Annotated in this window: 12 protein-coding genes; 7 read left to right on the top strand and 5 right to left on the bottom strand. The window is 48.7% G+C overall.

The annotated features are described in order from the left end of the window. Positions 1-31 precede the first annotated feature (31 nt). Both K7I13_RS11000 and K7I13_RS10995 read right to left on the bottom strand, forming a co-directional pair. Complete coding sequence (locus K7I13_RS11000; protein WP_255945585.1) at positions 32-1,120, bottom strand: 6-phosphofructokinase; 1,089 nt, start codon at positions 1,118-1,120, stop codon at positions 32-34. Between the two features lie 248 nt (positions 1,121-1,368). Next, positions 1,369-1,938, bottom strand: a complete 570-nt coding sequence (locus K7I13_RS10995; RefSeq protein WP_255945584.1) for a P-loop NTPase family protein — start codon at positions 1,936-1,938, stop codon at positions 1,369-1,371. Positions 1,939-2,076: 138 nt separating this feature from the next. On the opposite strand from K7I13_RS10995, the gene K7I13_RS15925 reads away from it, so the two are divergent. Genes K7I13_RS15925 through K7I13_RS10985 form a run of 3 tightly spaced genes read left to right on the top strand, consistent with a single transcriptional unit; the run spans position 2,077 to position 5,454 of the window. Beyond that, entirely contained in the window at positions 2,077-3,456 is a 1,380-nt protein-coding gene (locus K7I13_RS15925; RefSeq protein ID WP_439647435.1) for a putative glycoside hydrolase, read from the top strand. Continuing rightward, positions 3,387-4,235: a putative glycoside hydrolase gene (locus K7I13_RS15920; RefSeq protein WP_439647488.1), complete on the top strand. Its 849-nt coding sequence runs from the start codon at positions 3,387-3,389 to the stop codon at positions 4,233-4,235. The genes K7I13_RS15925 and K7I13_RS15920 overlap by 70 nt, the downstream gene beginning before the upstream one ends. 34 nt (positions 4,236-4,269) lie before the next feature. Continuing rightward, positions 4,270-5,454, top strand: coding sequence for a phosphatase PAP2 family protein (locus K7I13_RS10985; protein ID WP_255945583.1), 1,185 nt, complete (start codon positions 4,270-4,272; stop codon positions 5,452-5,454). Positions 5,455-5,756: 302 nt separating this feature from the next. On the opposite strand, the gene murA is transcribed toward K7I13_RS10985, so the two are convergent. Together murA and pepT are read right to left on the bottom strand one after the other, a co-directional pair. Continuing rightward, positions 5,757-7,040, bottom strand: a complete 1,284-nt coding sequence (gene murA / locus K7I13_RS10980; protein ID WP_255945582.1) for a UDP-N-acetylglucosamine 1-carboxyvinyltransferase — start codon at positions 7,038-7,040, stop codon at positions 5,757-5,759. Then, complete coding sequence (gene pepT, locus K7I13_RS10975) at positions 7,040-8,299, bottom strand: peptidase T (RefSeq protein ID WP_255945581.1); 1,260 nt, start codon at positions 8,297-8,299, stop codon at positions 7,040-7,042. The genes murA and pepT overlap by 1 nt, the downstream gene beginning before the upstream one ends. A 78-nt stretch (positions 8,300-8,377) precedes the next feature. On the opposite strand from pepT, the gene K7I13_RS10970 reads away from it, so the two are divergent. From K7I13_RS10970 to K7I13_RS10955, 4 genes are all read left to right on the top strand, one after another. Next, positions 8,378-9,256 carry a DUF2156 domain-containing protein gene (locus K7I13_RS10970; protein WP_255945579.1) on the top strand — a complete coding sequence of 293 codons (879 nt, stop codon included), beginning with the start codon at positions 8,378-8,380 and terminating at the stop codon, positions 9,254-9,256. Beyond that, the gene (locus K7I13_RS10965) at positions 9,256-10,221 is read left to right on the top strand and encodes a LysO family transporter (protein WP_255945577.1); all 966 of its coding nucleotides are present in this window, start codon (positions 9,256-9,258) and stop codon (positions 10,219-10,221) included. The genes K7I13_RS10970 and K7I13_RS10965 overlap by 1 nt, the downstream gene beginning before the upstream one ends. Before the next feature lie 192 nt (positions 10,222-10,413). Then, positions 10,414-11,727, top strand: a complete 1,314-nt coding sequence (locus tag K7I13_RS10960; protein ID WP_255945575.1) for a pyridoxal-phosphate dependent enzyme — start codon at positions 10,414-10,416, stop codon at positions 11,725-11,727. Between the two features lie 78 nt (positions 11,728-11,805). Next, positions 11,806-11,940 carry a hypothetical protein gene (locus K7I13_RS10955; protein WP_255945573.1) on the top strand — a complete coding sequence of 45 codons (135 nt, stop codon included), beginning with the start codon at positions 11,806-11,808 and terminating at the stop codon, positions 11,938-11,940. Positions 11,941-12,003: 63 nt separating this feature from the next. On the opposite strand, the gene K7I13_RS10950 is transcribed toward K7I13_RS10955, so the two are convergent. Further along, complete coding sequence (locus tag K7I13_RS10950; RefSeq protein ID WP_255945571.1) at positions 12,004-15,627, bottom strand: alpha-amylase family glycosyl hydrolase; 3,624 nt, start codon at positions 15,625-15,627, stop codon at positions 12,004-12,006. Between the last annotated feature and the right edge of the window lies 1 nt (position 15,628).

Here is a 15,628-nt window from a genome sequence, read left to right as displayed (position 1 = left end):
GTATTTAACAAGAATGTGGCGGACAGGTTTTTCAGTCGCCCATACAGGTCCCGACAGCCCGCGCGGTCGCTATCATCCGGTGATCAAGAGGAACGCGTTTGATCCTGTGCGCGATCAGTTCGAGCGGAACGCCGACTATATTATTGTCCTGCAGGGCGACCATTTTACCGTAATCTCCCTGAGCGAGCATGGTGGCCGCCGCCGTCCCGAACTGCGAAGCAAGCACCCTGTCATAGGCGACCGGCGTGCCTCCCCTCTGCAGATAACCGAGAACAGTCACGCGGGCTTCCTGCCCTGTTGCTTCTTCAATTTCACGGGCGACCCGGTAACCGATGGAACCGGACATTTCGGCGCGGGCCTTCTTGAAGGCCTTTTTATCAAGCCCGGCTTCTTCCATGGAAAGAGCGCCTTCAGCGACAACAACAATTGAAAAGGTCTTTCCGCTTCGGACCCGTTCTTCAAGATGGTGCGCTATTTTTTTTATATCATAGGGAATTTCCGGAATCAGGACAACGTCCCCGCCTCCGGCCACGCCTGAATACAAACTCAGCCAGCCGGCCTTGTGTCCCATTACTTCAATTACCATAACGCGGTTATGGCTCGACGCGGTGGAGTGCAGGCGGTCAATAGCCTCCGTGGCGACAGTAAGCGCAGTATGAAAACCGAAGGTTATATCGGTTTCGGCAATATCATTGTCAATTGTTTTGGGGAGGCCGATAATATTCAGTCCTTCCTGTGAAAGAAGATATCCAGTCGTATTTGTCCCGTTGCCTCCGAGAACAACAAGGCAGTCCAGATTCAGTTTTTTATATGTCTTTTTTATGAGTTCAACGGCGCCCGGGCCGTTTTCATCATTCTGCCAGTTTTTGTCCTTAAACGGTTTTTCCCGTGAAGTCCCCAGAATTGTCCCTCCGCGGGCAAGTATTCCGGAAAATTCCCAGGGTTCCAAAACCCTGCTGTCATCTTCTATCAGCCCCCGGTATCCGTTTTCAATCCCGATAACCTTAATCCCGTACACGTCCATTGCGGTACGCGCAACTCCGCGGATAGCGGCATTCAGACCGGGAGCGTCGCCTCCGGAAGTCAAAATCCCGCAGATTTGTGTTACTGATTTTTCCATGCGATACTCCTGTACAAAGTCAGGCAGGGTCCAAGGATTATAAACGGCCGGCAGATGGCCGGTACAATATGATAAATGTACAGGAGCGTACTTTTATCATCCCCCTTTTGCGGAACAAGCCAAAGTCCGGAAACCGGTCTGTATACTGAAGCGATTTCAAAATCTGACATTTTGAAATCGCCGTTACTTTTATGATATGCGATAAACAGAATTATTGCAAACAAAAACGGCGCGGACAAAGACCTGACTCAGACAATTCCGTATTTATTCCTGCCTGGAATCAGCCGGGCGATTTCCGAAAAAACCAGATCCAGTTCTTTTTCAGCGGGCATAACACGTTCAAGCTTTATAACGGGACATGACAGCCCTTCAAGCCAGGCAGTCTCGCTTTCCGCGCTTCTCATATCCATTCCGCCTTTTTCATATTGCATTGCCCAGTCAATAAATTGCCGGCTGCTTTCATACATATCACCGCCGGACTCTATTCTGCCGCCGTAACGCTGCCTTTCCCTTTTCAGCAGTCTTTCCAGCCGCTGTCCGGGTTCAACATATTTGTAAATGGCAATATCAATACATTCCCTGATAAAATCGCCCCATCCAAGAGCGGAGCCGCTTAAAACCCAGGAATCATGTTCCGAAAGGGTTTTTCTGAGCAACAGGGTTCTTTCATTTATGTCCCGCTTCACTGTAAAGGGAGGATCCGTTTTTATCCAGAAAAGATCATCGGAATCAAACCATGGGACCTCATATTTTCCGGCGATAAGCTTTCCCAGAGTTGATGTCCCGGAACCGGAAGGACCAAGCAAATGTATTTTCAATTTCCCCCCGGGATCTTACCGGAATATCCGTATCAGGTTCAGATATCCGGAAATAGTCAAATAATTTAAATTATTTGACTATAATATACACTGGTAAAGGCTTTTTTAATATCTTTTTTTCTGATATTTTTACTATATATGAAATTACGATTTACAGTTTTGCTGCTCTATATATGTACTATGACAGGAATCCTCGCGGAAGATTTCTTTCTGGCAGGGACTGACGCGGGTCTCTACCGGATTAACGGAGCGAGAACGGATATGGTCTGGAAAATGCCCCAGATAAAGAAGATCCAGGCCGCCGGTGACCAATGGTTTTTTCTTACTGAAAAAGGTATTTTCCATACAAAGGATTTCATCACATTTGAGGAACGGAACACCGGGCTGCCGGTCAAGCTCATAAAATATATGGAAAACGGAGAAAAAAAATTCTCCAGCGAGGTCCAGGAACTGAAGGACCTGAAACTGCATCCGGCCAATCCCGATATAATGGTAACCACAACCAGAGAGGCAGTGTATCTGTCGCGGGATGGGGGAAAAACCTGGAAAAGCCAGGGCATGAGCGCTACCACGGCAGGCGCAAAATCAGTCTGCGTACTGGATCTTCCTGACAGCGAAGGAACTCCCCAGCTCACCATCTTTCTTTCCCATCCCATATATGGTATTTCCTGGCGCAGGCCCGATGCCGAAAAACCGGTATGGACTGATCTGAATGAGGGTCTTGAATCGGCGCCGACTATAAACTGGCCCGATGAAGTGGCTGATATCATTGCAGTTCCTGAAGGAAAAACTTTTGCCGTTTACGCCTCACAGACATTTATGCCCCGGATATACCGGCTTGACTGGAATGGAAACAAATTTATAAAAATCTGGTCAGGGGAAAATCCGGCCGATACCATTGACGGTCTTGCCGCCGGTCCGAAGTCCCTGGTTTTTTCAACCCTGAATAATCTGTATGAGCTGCCGCTGCCCGTAACACCGGGACAAGAAAAAGAGCCGCCGGTCCATCCTGTTCCCGACTGGAATACAATATTCAGGAGAATACCGGGGAATCTGCTGTCCGCGTGGGTTCCGGCAAAATATTCATACGGCAGGGGACCTCTTTCACTTTCAGAACTCTGGCTGCTTGATCCTCCCAAAAGTTCGTCCGCCTACAGTAAAACGGCGGACCTCAAAAAAGGCATCTATTTGCCTGTGTGGCAGGTAACAACCGATGAAGGTTTTGACAAACATATTAAAACCATTAAGGACAACAATCTGAATATGCTTGTCGTTGATATGAAGGACGATTACGGTTTCATCAGGTACAATACAAAAGACCCGCTTGTTCTGCAAAAGGGAAAGACGGGCAGAGGCATAGACCTCGAAGCCTTTGTCAAAAAGGCAAAAGAAAACGGCATTTATCTGGTTGCCAGAATTGTAGTTTTCAAGGACCGCGAACTGTCGAAATACGGCGGCGGGAAATATGCGGTCTGGGATCCGAAAGAAAAAAAGCATGGCAGGGATATGAAAATATAACCCAGAAAATAGAAGAACCCGCCGATCAGGAGTCTGATAAAAAGACGGAACCGAAAACGGAAATCGTCAGAAAATATTACGATGAATTCTGGGTTGACCCTTTCTGTGAAGAAGTATGGGAATACAATGTCGCCATATCCAAGGAGCTTATTGCCCGGGGTTTTGATGAAATCCAGTTTGATTATATCCGGTTTCCGACAGACGGCAGAAATCTCGGAGACGCAACATACCGGTGGCAGGACAAGGGGATGGACAAGGAAAGCGCGCTGATGTCTTTTCTTGCCTACGCGCGCAGGGAAATAAAAGCCCCGATCTCGATTGATATTTACGGGGCGAACGGCTGGTACCGGACCGGGTCCAGAACGGGACAGGATGTGGAACTTCTTGCCCGTTATGTTGATGTAATCTGCCCCATGTTTTATCCCAGCCATTTCGAGCAAACCTTTCTTGCCCAGAAACCCTCTGAAGAAAGACCGTACCGGATTTTTTATTACGGTTCATACAGAAATATTCTTCTGGCCCGGAACGCGGTTCTTATCAGGCCATGGACCCAGGCTTTTTATCTCCCTGTATCCTATGATAAAAAATATTATGACGGGGATTATGTCCAGCGGCAGATATTCGGCATACGGGATTCAATTAATCAGGGATATACATACTGGAACAATTCAGGGAGATATGAAGATATCCGTCCCGATATTGAAATGACGGCTCCGTATCCCTGGGAAATCCCGGAGGAATTTGCGGGTGTATCCATTCCCTTTTTCAGGGGACAGTAAAACGGATTTTTTCCGGAAAGGCCAGGAGAAACTAATGACTGAAGCGGCAGTAATACAGACAGCGGAATCCGCAGGCATTGCGGATACTATTTATACCTGGGGTTTGTCGGTAATTTCTTTTTTCCAGAGTTTCAGGAACCCGGCGCTCGACGCTGTTATGCGTTTTTTTACCGAGCTGGGCGGCATTATTCCTTACGTTCTTCTGTTATCGGTAATATTCTGGTGTGTGGACGAAAAGCGGGGGTTCAAACTGGCAATGACGGTTTTTATTTCCAATGGCGTCAATACAGCGCTGAAAAACTTTCTGCGGGTGCCAAGGCCCTACACACAGGACTCTTCCGTTCTGCGGTTTGAGGAAAAAGGGTTTTCCACGCCTTCAGGCCACGCGCAGAATTCGGCGGCTTTCTGGCCAACCCTGCTCTTTTCGGAGAAAAAAGACAAGCCCCGGAAAAAAGAGGCATTTGCGGTGCGGCTTCTGGTTTCAATTCTGCTTCCCCTTATCATTGGGCTGAGCAGAATTTATTTCGGGGTACATTATCCCTCCGATGTTATTTTCGGATGGGCGCTCGGCGCGCTTATTTCGGTAATGGCCCTGTTTGTGGTACCGGCGCTTGCCTCAAAACTGAAAACAAGCGGAATCGCGGTGGCTTTCCGCGATTCCTATGAGCAATACAGGACAGCGACCGGTAAAACCCCTCGTATGTATAAATTTATTCTCCCGGCCATTGCCTCGCTTGTTCTGGTTATTATCAGCGGGGGTGACAGTTCAATGGGAGGAATGCTGCTGGGCTTCTCCGCCGGGTATATTCTCCTGACCGGCGATCCGGCGCCCGCTGACAGCAGTGAAGATAAAGAAAAAAACAGGCGTTTTTCAGCCGCGAACGGCAGCGTTATCCTGAAAGTTGTAAGGACTATTCTAGGCCTTCTGCTGCTTGCGGGCCTGTATTATGTACTGAAAAAAATATCCCCGGCGAAACAAATTCGTGGTATAACCTGTTCCGCTTTATCAGATACGGACTCTGCGGGTTCTTCGCAAGCTGGTGCGCACCGAAACTGTTTTTGCTGCTCCGGCTGGCGTAGCAGTAAAACTGCCGTCCTGAAAATAATTTTTCACTGCCATGCAGGTCCGGAACAGAAGCAGCGGAGCAAGCATTTTAAGACAGACAATAAATTCCTACACAATATATTGTGTAAGAGCCAGAAAAGGTTCACCGGCTGAACACAACAGTTGGCTGAAGGTAAGACAGTACCAAAATCTTACACATTACCTTGTGTAAAAAATCAAATGATCTGCCGGGCAGAGATAATTTATCAGGAAAAGCATTCAAGACTTACACAATAGTATGTGTAAATAACAGAATCAGAACCGGTGTCATCCGGGAATATAATTCACTTACACATTCATCTGTGTAAAAACCTTCTGTCCGCAAATCCTCAGGCTGTTTCCACACATGACATTGTGTAAGAATGCGGCGTTTCTCATAGTCTGGCAGTGAAAAAGACACTAAGGCAAAAGGCATATCAGACTTCGGTCTTTCTTGTAATCTGGGCGCCCAGGGACTGAAGGCGTTTTGTCAGGTTTTCATAACCCCGTTCAATCTGGTATACATTATGGATGGTACTTTCCCCCCGAGCGCAGAGAGCGGCAATGACCATTGCCATACCCGCCCTGACATCGGGCGAAACCAGGTCTGAGCCGTGAAGGAGGCTGGGGCCTGAGACTACGGCCCGGTGGGGATCGCAGAGAGTAATGCGGGCCCCCATCCCTATAAGTTTATCAACAAAAAACATTCTGGATTCAAACATTTTTTCATGGATAAGAACCGTCCCCTCAACCTGGGTAGCTACTACCGTCATGATGCTGGTGAGATCGGGCGGGAACCCGGGCCAGGGCGCGTCGTCTATTTTCGGGACCATACCGCCTATGTCACAGTTTACCTGCAAAACCTGCTGGGCAGGAACCGTCAGCTCGGTGCCTTCAATGTCCCATCGGATGCCCAGCTTTCCGAACGCAAGCCGGATTGGCCTCATATCCTTCGGTTCAATATCGGTTATGGTTATGGTTCCCCTGCTTACAGCGGCAAGCCCTATGAACGAACCGATTTCCATATAATCAGGCCCTATCCTGAAATCGGTTCCATGAAGTTTTTTCACACCATCAATAATAAGAATATTTGAACCGCATCCGCTGATCTTTGCCCCCATGCTGCTGAGCATTGAACAAAGGTCCTGAACATGGGGTTCGCTTGCCGCGTTGGTAATAATCGTTGTGCCTTCGGCAAGGACGGCCGCCATAATGGTATTTTCAGTCGCGGTTACCGACATTTCGTCAAGAAAAATATCCTGGCCTATCAGCTTGTTTGCGGTAAAGCTAAACTGACCGTCTATGTCAACGCGCACGCCAAGTTCCGTAAGGGCAAGAAAATGGGTGTCAAGCCGGCGCCGGCCTATTACATCGCCTCCGGGAGGAGGGAGGACTGCCCTGCCCGCGCGGGCCAGCAGAGGCCCCGCGAAGAGGATCGAAGCCCGGATGCGCTGGGAAAGCGGAGAGGGTATATCGGTACGCGCGACATCTTTGATCTGGAGACTGTAAACGTTATTTTCCAGCTTGTTTACAGTCCCGCCCAGGGCGGTAAAAATTTCCAGCATAACCTGCATATCTTCAATTTCAGGCAGGTTCCGCAATATAACAGGTTCTTCGGTTAACAAAGCGGCGGCTATGCAGGGAAGTGCGGCGTTCTTGTTCCCGCTTGCCCTGACTGTTCCCTTTATCGGAAAGCCGCCTTCGATAATATATTTATACATTATTGTTCTCCCCACACTTTTACCAGTTCAATGAGGACCCCCACCATGCTGCCCATTTGCAGCAGGGAGGCCCATTCTGTCCTTGAATGAAAATTATGCCCGCCCGTAAAAATATTAGGCGTCGGGATTCCCATTTCAGTCAGCCTGGAACCGTCAGTGCCTCCGCGGATAGGCTTTAAATAGGTTTCGACCCCGGCGCGTCCGGCCGCTTCCTGCAGACGCGAAAGCAGATGGGGGGCGGCTTCGAGTTTTTCTTTCATATTAAGATATTGCTGGGACCGGGCGACCTTAATCTTTCCTCCGGGGAAACGGGCTTCAATGCCTCGGGCAATAACATCAATCCGGTCGAGCCGGGCTTCCATATTTGCGCGGTCGAAATCCCTGAGCAAAACGGAAACACGGGCCTTTTCTATGGTACCTTCAGCTTCAAGGGGACAGAAATATCCCTCATAGCCGTCGGTTGTTTCCGGACTTTCCTGCTGGGGCAGAGCGGAAATAAAAGATGCCGCCATAGTCAGCGCGTTGACCATTTTACCGCGCGCTGTTCCAAGGTGTGCGGCGATTCCGGTGAACATAAGGTCGCATTTCCATGCGTTAAAACATTCTATCTCCAGTTCGCCTTCCTGTCCTCCGTCCACTGTGTAAAAGGCCTTTGACCTGATCCTGTCCAGCGGGACCTTATCCATGCCGTGGCCTGTTTCTTCATCAGGTGAGAAAAGAATTTCAACGGGTCCGTGGGGGATTTCAGGATGACTGATCAGATATTCCAGCATGGTCATGATGCCCGCGATGCCTGCCTTATCGTCGGCACCGAGCAGCGTTGTTCCGTCTGAAGTAATTATCGTGTCGCCCCTGCCGGCACAGGAAGCAAGGTCACTGTCGGATTTGGGGTCTATGGAAAATCCGTCCCTGAGTATAATGGGCCTTCCGTCATAATTTTTATGAAACTGCGGTTTGACCGCGGAGCCGGGGGCCTCGCCCGAGGTATCAATATGCGAGCAGAGACCGAAAGTGAGGGATTCTTCCTTTCCCGGAGTCGCCGGGAGACGGGCCAGAAGATAGCAGTTCCCGTCCAGCTCAGCGTCTATAATTCCCAGAGACTTGAATTCTTCAAGGAGGGTCCGGGCAAACACCCACTGGTTTTCCGTTGACGGCATAATTCCGTTATCCGCATTCTGCGAATTACTCTGGCTGTCAATTGAAACATATTTAGTAAACCGGCGCAAAAGCGGTTCAAGCAAGTCCTTTTGTATTTCCATTTAATCGTAGATTACGATATTTCTCCGCCTCCCGTCAACTCGCTTGCTGTTTTCCTCTGAAAATAGTACCATATTAGTATGAGTTCTCTGCCAGCCTATCCTGAATTTGCGCCGTTATCTCTCGAAATGGCCCAGGAAATATCACCTTTTATGGTACAACTGCCGGACGGTATATCGGAATTGAGCTTCGCCGGATTATTTCTTTTCCGTAACCATTATAAGTACAAGGTCTCATGCAATAATGAAATTCTACTGATTTCCGGTGAAACTGCCGGGGAAAAGTTTTTCATTACGCCCTGTCTGGAAACCGGTTTGCAGACGGTGGGGGAACTGTTTGAAACCCACAGCTTCTGGAAACTTATTTCACCCTCATTTATCGAAAAAAACGGCGAAGCCATGGAAAAAGCCGGATATGTTCCGTTTGAAGACAGAAACAATTTTGATTATCTGTATCAGAGGACCGATCTTGCCAGCCTTTCCGGAAAAAAATTTCACCGGAAAAAGAACCATGTAAACGCCTTTAAGGCGATGTACCCTGACTATTATCTGAAACCGCTTGACCTGGAGACCCGTTCGGACGCCAGGGAAGTTCTGGAATTCTGGGGTACGCATGAGGAAAACCCCGATAAAACCGATTACCGTGCGGCTGGCGAAGCGCTGGATTTGCTGGATAAATTCCAGATGTCCGGCCTTGTACTGTATGTTGATAAAACACCTGTGGCCTGGACCCTTGCGGAAACAGTCGCCGGAGGACGTATAGCGGCGGTCCATTTTGAAAAAGCCAGGGTTGATTACCGGGGTGCCTATCAGGTAATAAATATGGAATATGCCCTTTCCCTCCCGGAATCGGTTGAATTCATTAACCGTGAACAGGACCTGGGCAACGAGGGCATGCGGCAGGCAAAAATGACCTACCGGCCCTGCGGATTTGTCAAAAAGTACCGGGTCAATAAATAATGGAAGCCATTATTTCCGTTCTCCTGCTGATCCTCTTTCTGGCGGGAGGTTTTATCGCCGCGAAAACCGGCCTTATAAAATATTCCCCTGTTATTGAACGTTTTTTTTCGGTAACACTGTATCTTTTGCTGCTTTCAATGGGCCTGCGCCTGGGCCAAAGCAGGGAAATTCTGGCAAATTTGCCCGTTGTCGGTTTGCTCGCGGTTAGCAGCGCTGTTTTTGCCTGCGCCGGAAGCGTGTTATGCCATGTACTCATGAAACCGGTTTACCGCCGGATTAACCGGGCCTCGGACAGGAACCCGCAGCAGCCGGACAAAACTGAGCCCGCACGGCCGGCGCTGCGGAAAAAGGCGCTGTTTTTTCTTGTCCTGAAAAAGCCCGCCATCCTCCTGCTGCTTGTATGTATCGGAACCGCAGTCGGCTATTTTCTTCCTGAAATTCCCATACTGAACGACGGAACGCTGAATGTATGGATTTTGAATGTGCTTCTTTTTTTAATCGGGATACAAATGGCTTCCGGAAATGAAAACCTGAAAACAATACTTTTGCGGCCTTCAATACTGATTCTGCCTCTTGTCACTGTGATTGGAACGCTCGCGGGTTCACTTGGAACCCTGGTTTTCAGCGGTATGACCCTGAACAGGGCTCTCGCGCTCGGCTCAGGATTCGGCTGGTACAGCCTTTCCGGTGTACTTATTTCAAATTTGGGGGACCCTCTGCTTGGGGCCGCTTCATTTTTATCCAACCTGTTCCGGGAAACGATAGCTTTTCTGTGCATTCCCTTTCTTAAACTGACCCGAAGTCCGGAAAGCAGCATCGGCATCGCAGGGGCAACAAGTATGGATGTTACGCTTCCTGTCATAACCGACACCTGGGGGACAGACGTTGTTCCGCAGGCCGTAATCCACGGACTGGTTTTGAGTCTGCTGGTTCCTTTTTTGATCCCTTTATGTATGGCTCTCTAAAAAGATCAGTTTATTCCGCACGACAATCAAATATTAAAAATCGGTAAAAATGTCCCCGCGCTCTGTTTTTAAAGGCTAAAAAGTTATACTATATAAGGAAAAGCAGGTATCTGCAAAAATGTTTTATTCAGTGAAAGATACTATAACAAAAGGAATATACAGTATTGTATATCCGGATTTTCGGAGGGATCAATGGAATTGATCAGCACCAGAAACAGCAAAAAAACGGTCAGTTTCCGGAATGCAGTACTTGACTGTATCCCGCAGGATGGGGGACTTTATGTCCCCGCTAATGAAGAGAATCTCCATCCATGGATTATGTATATGGACGAAAAAACGTCTTTTTCCTCGATAGCGGGAACATTGACAGCCGCGCTGCTGAAAGAGGAATTCAGTCCTGTTGTATCGGAACGCATTGCAGGGACCGCTTTTAACCAATACAGCCCCCTTTTGAGGCAGCTTGACAATAACTTGTACACCCTTGAATTGTTTCACGGCCCGACCGGGAGCCATAAGGATTTCGGAATTCACTGGCTGGCTTCCGCGCTTGAGCACATTCTTACCATGGAAGGCCGCAGTGCCATGGTCCTTGCGGCGACATCAACCAGGACAGGAAGGTCGATGGCGGCCGGATTCGCCGGGAAAAAGCATTTAAAAGTTGTACTGGTCTACGCAAAGGGAACTCTGACCGGAATTGAGCCGGAATATCTGGCCTGGAACGGCGGCAATATCTGGCCGGTAGAAATAGAAGGTACGCATGACGATGCGGAAAGCCTTGTCCGCGGGATTTTTACCGACAGGGATATTGTACTGAAATACGGACTGACTCTAGCGAATACCGCAAATATCGGACGGCTTTTGCCCCAGGTTTTTCCGTACATGTACGCTTTTTCACGTCTGAGAAAAAAGGTCGACGGGGATATTTTCTACGCCGTTCCTTCGGGGAATTTCGGAAACCTGGTTGCAGGGCTGTACGCCTGGAAATTTTCCCTGCCCGTCAACGGTTTTATTACCGACGCGACCCCGGCCATTTCCCGCGATATTTCCGGCCGCTGTATGGTCATGGATTCCATTGTGCCGCTTGATGAACGGGATTCGGCTGATCCGGCGAAACCGTCGAACCTTGAACGGCTTGAACAGGTTTTTGCCGTAAATCCCGCCCTGCTTGGAGGCCTTGTGTTTCCTGAGGAAATAAGGCCGGCGGCTGTACCCGATCTTATCTTCGAAGCATATAAAAAATACGGCGTCTTTTTTGATACCGCTTCGGCCACAGTATACGGAGCTCTTAACCCTATGAAAGATTACATCAATTCCGACGGGGGAACTGTGGTGCTGCTTGCAAAAGACCACCCTTTTTTCGAAGCAAACAGGATCAGAACGGCCTGCGGAGAAGCGCCCAAAATGCCCGAATCAGTAAAAGATTTGCATAATCCGGTACCCGGAATGAAATGTATCGCCGCGGAAAGCGCCGGAATCCGGAAAATTCTTGCTGAATTTGCAGGATGAGGCAATTTAAAAAATCATTCCTTGCATATACGGGAAATTGTGGTTATACTTAAAATATATTAGGAGAAGGGGGAAGTTATGGCCGTAAAATTGGACGGAGCAAAATTTGATACTTTAGAAGAATTAATTGAAGCATTATATCCTCTCTATTCCGATAAAATGTCTATGGAAGAATTCAGAAAATACGCAGAAGAAAACGCACAGCAATCCTGATATTGCCATTTCTATATATTTCCATAAAAAAAGGGCATCTCCCCCAGGGAAATGCCCTTTTCATTATTTTTTAGTCTTTGCCGGACCGGAATCCTTTTTTTCCTTTCCCGGATCCTTTATATCGGTTTTTGTCTTTTTTGCCCGGTATTCGGCAGTCACCTTGTCAGCCTGATATTCGGCCCCGTCCAGAATTTCTCCCATCTTTTTCCGCATATCAAGAACGCTCTTAAAATGGCCTTTTATTCCTTCGGGTGAATTATCCGCCGTTTTTTCACCGGGGATTCCGAATATCGCGGATAGAACTGTCAGTATGTTGATCATTTCTTCCGCCTGTTCCTTATTGAACCAGGTTATTCCGTCCCACTCGTTTAATCCCAGGAACTGGCGGGCCCCGTCATATGTAAATAGCGCGCCCATGATATCGGAGGCCGGAGCCGGTTCATTTTCCAGACCGGTAAGAACGCAGGTTGCCTTTACTTTCTGGAGCTGCCATAAAATATGGCCGCCGTTTTTCCCGTATCCCGACAGAATATCCGCCAGTTTGCGGTCAAGGCTCCACAGGTCAATCAGTTTGGTTAAAACCTCGCCGGATGCCTCGCTTCCTATAATCGGACGGACGCTGTACAGAATCAGTGTACAGGCCAGAATTTCGGGGTAATCGCCTTCCACAGGAAGACCGGCGCCGATTGTTTTTTCGGGATCAGTTCCCAGCCGCAGCAGCCGTTCAAGAGAAGCGCTGTACCATTCCCATACCGTAGCGGCGTCAGGTATATTTTTCCGTTTGCTGAGATCAATAATTGACTGTGCGCCGAATGCGCCGGAAATATATTCCCCGCATTTTTCAAAGAAGGCCTGCGCGGGTTTCTTCAGACCGGCGGTAAAAGCAGTAACACGGGTATCGAGGTCTTTGGCGTCTTTCATAAAGAGAATGTCACGGATCCCGTTAAAATACTCCGCGGAAGCCAGGCCGGCGAGCGCGGTATACAGGTCTTTCAGGAAAATGTTTTTAATTCCCATCTGGATATCGGTTATACCGGCGCCGTTAAGTGTTTCATACAGGGTCCGGTAATGTCCGAATTCATTATCATCAACCTCATAAATATTCATGAAAACCTGGGTCTGGAAACCGTTCAGGGAAGCGAATATTCCGTTATTCGCGAGTTCCCTGGTTGTACGCATAAACCAGAGCCCGGAACGGAGTTCCTGCATGATACAGTAACGGTTGTCGCGGACAGTCAGTCCGATTCCCTCGGCAAGGCCGCTCTGGACAAGGGTTTTTGAACCGTCAGCGTTCTTTATCGCGCGTGCGGCGGAAGTTTTTATCCAGCCGGTTGCCTGTTCGTATTTGTTGTTATACAGAACAAGAGCCCGCTCGTCCCCTACCCGGTTCGACCATGCAAATACATTTTCGTTAACCCGGCCGTTTTCATAAAAATCATACAGGAGGAAATTATCCACACCCGCAAAAAGATAGCGTTTTTTCATCAGGGGGAAGATTTCCCTGCGGTGCCGGTCAACCAGCCACTGCTTCGGCTGTTCATTCCGGTAAGCTTTCCGGTATTCCATTCCGTACTTTTCTTCGAAACCTTCTATCTGGCCGTGTCCGAACATCGGAAGCCCGGGCATGGCAACCATCATGGTACAGACACCGAAATATTTGTCATCATAGCCAAACTGTACTGCCGCGGTTTCTTCATCCGGATTATTCATAAAGTTGACATAGCGTTTCAGTATTTCGGAATCAAATTCTATTGTATTTTTGATAGTGTCCCGGTATTTGGCGTTATCTTCGCGTTTAAGCATATTCATGAACGCGGAATTATACACGCGGTGCATTCCCAGTGTCCGTACAAAGTACCCTTCCATCATCCAGAATGCTTCGGCAAGAAGCAGAGTATCGGGGATTTCCTTTGCGCAGCGGTCCACGACTTCTCGCCAGAATTCCTCAGGAATTCTGCGTTCGAATTCATCTCGGGAAAGCGCAAACTGCGAACGGCTCGCTATATCGCCGCCATGTCCGGGTTCGGGATACCACAGGCGCTGGATATGCTTTTTTGCCAGAACCATTGCCGCGTCAAACCTGATAATGGGGAAATTTCTCGCAACATGCATGATTTTCTGAATGACTTCTTCCCTGGCTTCGGGATTAAGGAAGTCTATCTGGGCCGTATCATTCCAGGGCATGCCGGTTCCGTCATTTCCGTGATATATATAGCGAACATCGCCGGTATGATTGTCGACCCGCTTGAAAACAACCGCGCAGTCTGAACGGGAATAGTAATGGTTTTCGAGGTAAATGCTTACCCTGTTGTCGCGGGACAGGTTTTCGCCATTGAAATCATATGAAGGGAACGGGCAGTCCCGGGTTTGCACAAAAAGGTCCGGCTTTTCGATGACCCATTTGCCGTCCATACCGGTATGGTTCGGAACCATATCCGAGGCCATCCGTATTCCCCGTTTCCAGGCGCGCATGCGCAGATTGTTCAGGGCTTCCCAGCCGCCGAGTTCCTCCGCAATATCATAATCGTATAAACTGTAGGCGCTGGCCGCCGCTTCCGGGTTGCCGCAGATCTGTTTGATCCGGGCGCTCGCGTAGGACCGTTCCCACAAACCGATAAGCCATAATCCGGTAAATCCGCAGGATGCAATGAAATCGAGTTCCTCGTCCGGAATCTGATCAAGCCGTGTAATCGGGCGTCCGTATTTTTCCGTCAGCTGGCTCAGCCAGACTAATGTACTTTTTGCTATAAGAACTACATTCGGCATCCAGTCCCGGTCCGGGCTGAACCGTTCATATTCCTTGCTTATATCGCCGAACTCATAGGGGGACATTTCCGGAGTCCCTGAGCCGATTCCGCCGCTCCATGAGGCTTTTTCTTCTTCCGATATAAGATCGATCCCGGAAAGAAGCCTGGAGAGCCATTCTCCAAGAAGATCCAGCCAGTATTTACGGATATAATCAAGCTGGCCCTTTAGATCATAGGGGGAAAACTCGACCGGCGCCTTGAGCATTGAAATCAGATCCCTGTTTTCGGGGCCGAACGGAGGTTTTTTTGCGGACCATTGCCGGAGAATATCCCAGGCCTTGAGGTAATCCTTGTTATTCAGCAGAACCTTATCCGTGAAAAGGGGATAAAATGGTTCAAACGCAGGATTTTCATTCGCGAGTCTGAGCAGCATTAATTCCTCGAGCGCAATTACCCGGTTTGAAATTCCGTCATCATCCGATTCCGCGAGCCATGCGGCAGGGTCCATTGAATTCCTGTAAACGGCGAGGGGCGGAAATTCCTTAACAAAGGCCAGCAGAATGGCGTCAAGTTTTTCCACGCCCAGTTCTTCTTCTATTGCTTCTATGGCTCCGCTGAAAAAAGTTTCGGAAACATCACGGCGGTAGAGGCGGCATACGTAATGGAAAATCTCGTCAATGAGCCCCATGGCATTCAGCTGGCCGGCTTTAAGGAAGCGGTCGGGATGCTTTGCTGCGTCTATTGTGTCATTGTATTTTTGCGCAAAAAGGCGGACTGCCTTCAGATTTGTAAAAATTACGTTTCCGCTCGAAGCAAAAAGTGTTTCGTCAAAGTCGCATTGCCTGCGAATACGGGCGTTAATATGGAATTCCATAAACTGTTTATCCAGGCAGGGTTCTGTTCCCACAGGTATGCATCCGTCAAAGTAATCACTGATCATT

This window comes from Brucepastera parasyntrophica, from assembly GCF_022376835.1.
GTDB classification, from domain to species: domain Bacteria; phylum Spirochaetota; class Spirochaetia; order Treponematales; family Treponemataceae; genus Brucepastera; species Brucepastera parasyntrophica.
Note: the sequence above shows the minus strand (reverse complement) of the source record. Positions and strands in the feature narration are given on the sequence as shown.

Bases quoted from the DNA above. Each gene is read 5' to 3' on its own strand.
- K7I13_RS10965 (WP_255945577.1), top strand. From the start codon at position 9,256: ATGGAAGCCATTATTTCCGTTCTCCTGCTGATCCTCTTTCTGGCGGGA.
- murA (WP_255945582.1), bottom strand. From the start codon at position 7,040: ATGTATAAATATATTATCGAAGGCGGCTTTCCGATAAAGGGAACAGTC.
- K7I13_RS10960 (WP_255945575.1), top strand. From the start codon at position 10,414: ATGGAATTGATCAGCACCAGAAACAGCAAAAAAACGGTCAGTTTCCGG.
- K7I13_RS10950 (WP_255945571.1), bottom strand. From the start codon at position 15,627: ATGATCAGTGATTACTTTGACGGATGCATACCTGTGGGAACAGAACCC.
- K7I13_RS10970 (WP_255945579.1), top strand. From the start codon at position 8,378: ATGAGTTCTCTGCCAGCCTATCCTGAATTTGCGCCGTTATCTCTCGAA.
- pepT (WP_255945581.1), bottom strand. From the start codon at position 8,299: ATGGAAATACAAAAGGACTTGCTTGAACCGCTTTTGCGCCGGTTTACT.
- K7I13_RS10955 (WP_255945573.1), top strand. From the start codon at position 11,806: ATGGCCGTAAAATTGGACGGAGCAAAATTTGATACTTTAGAAGAATTA.
- K7I13_RS15925 (WP_439647435.1), top strand. From the start codon at position 2,077: ATGAAATTACGATTTACAGTTTTGCTGCTCTATATATGTACTATGACA.
- K7I13_RS10985 (WP_255945583.1), top strand. From the start codon at position 4,270: ATGACTGAAGCGGCAGTAATACAGACAGCGGAATCCGCAGGCATTGCG.
- K7I13_RS11000 (WP_255945585.1), bottom strand. From the start codon at position 1,120: ATGGAAAAATCAGTAACACAAATCTGCGGGATTTTGACTTCCGGAGGC.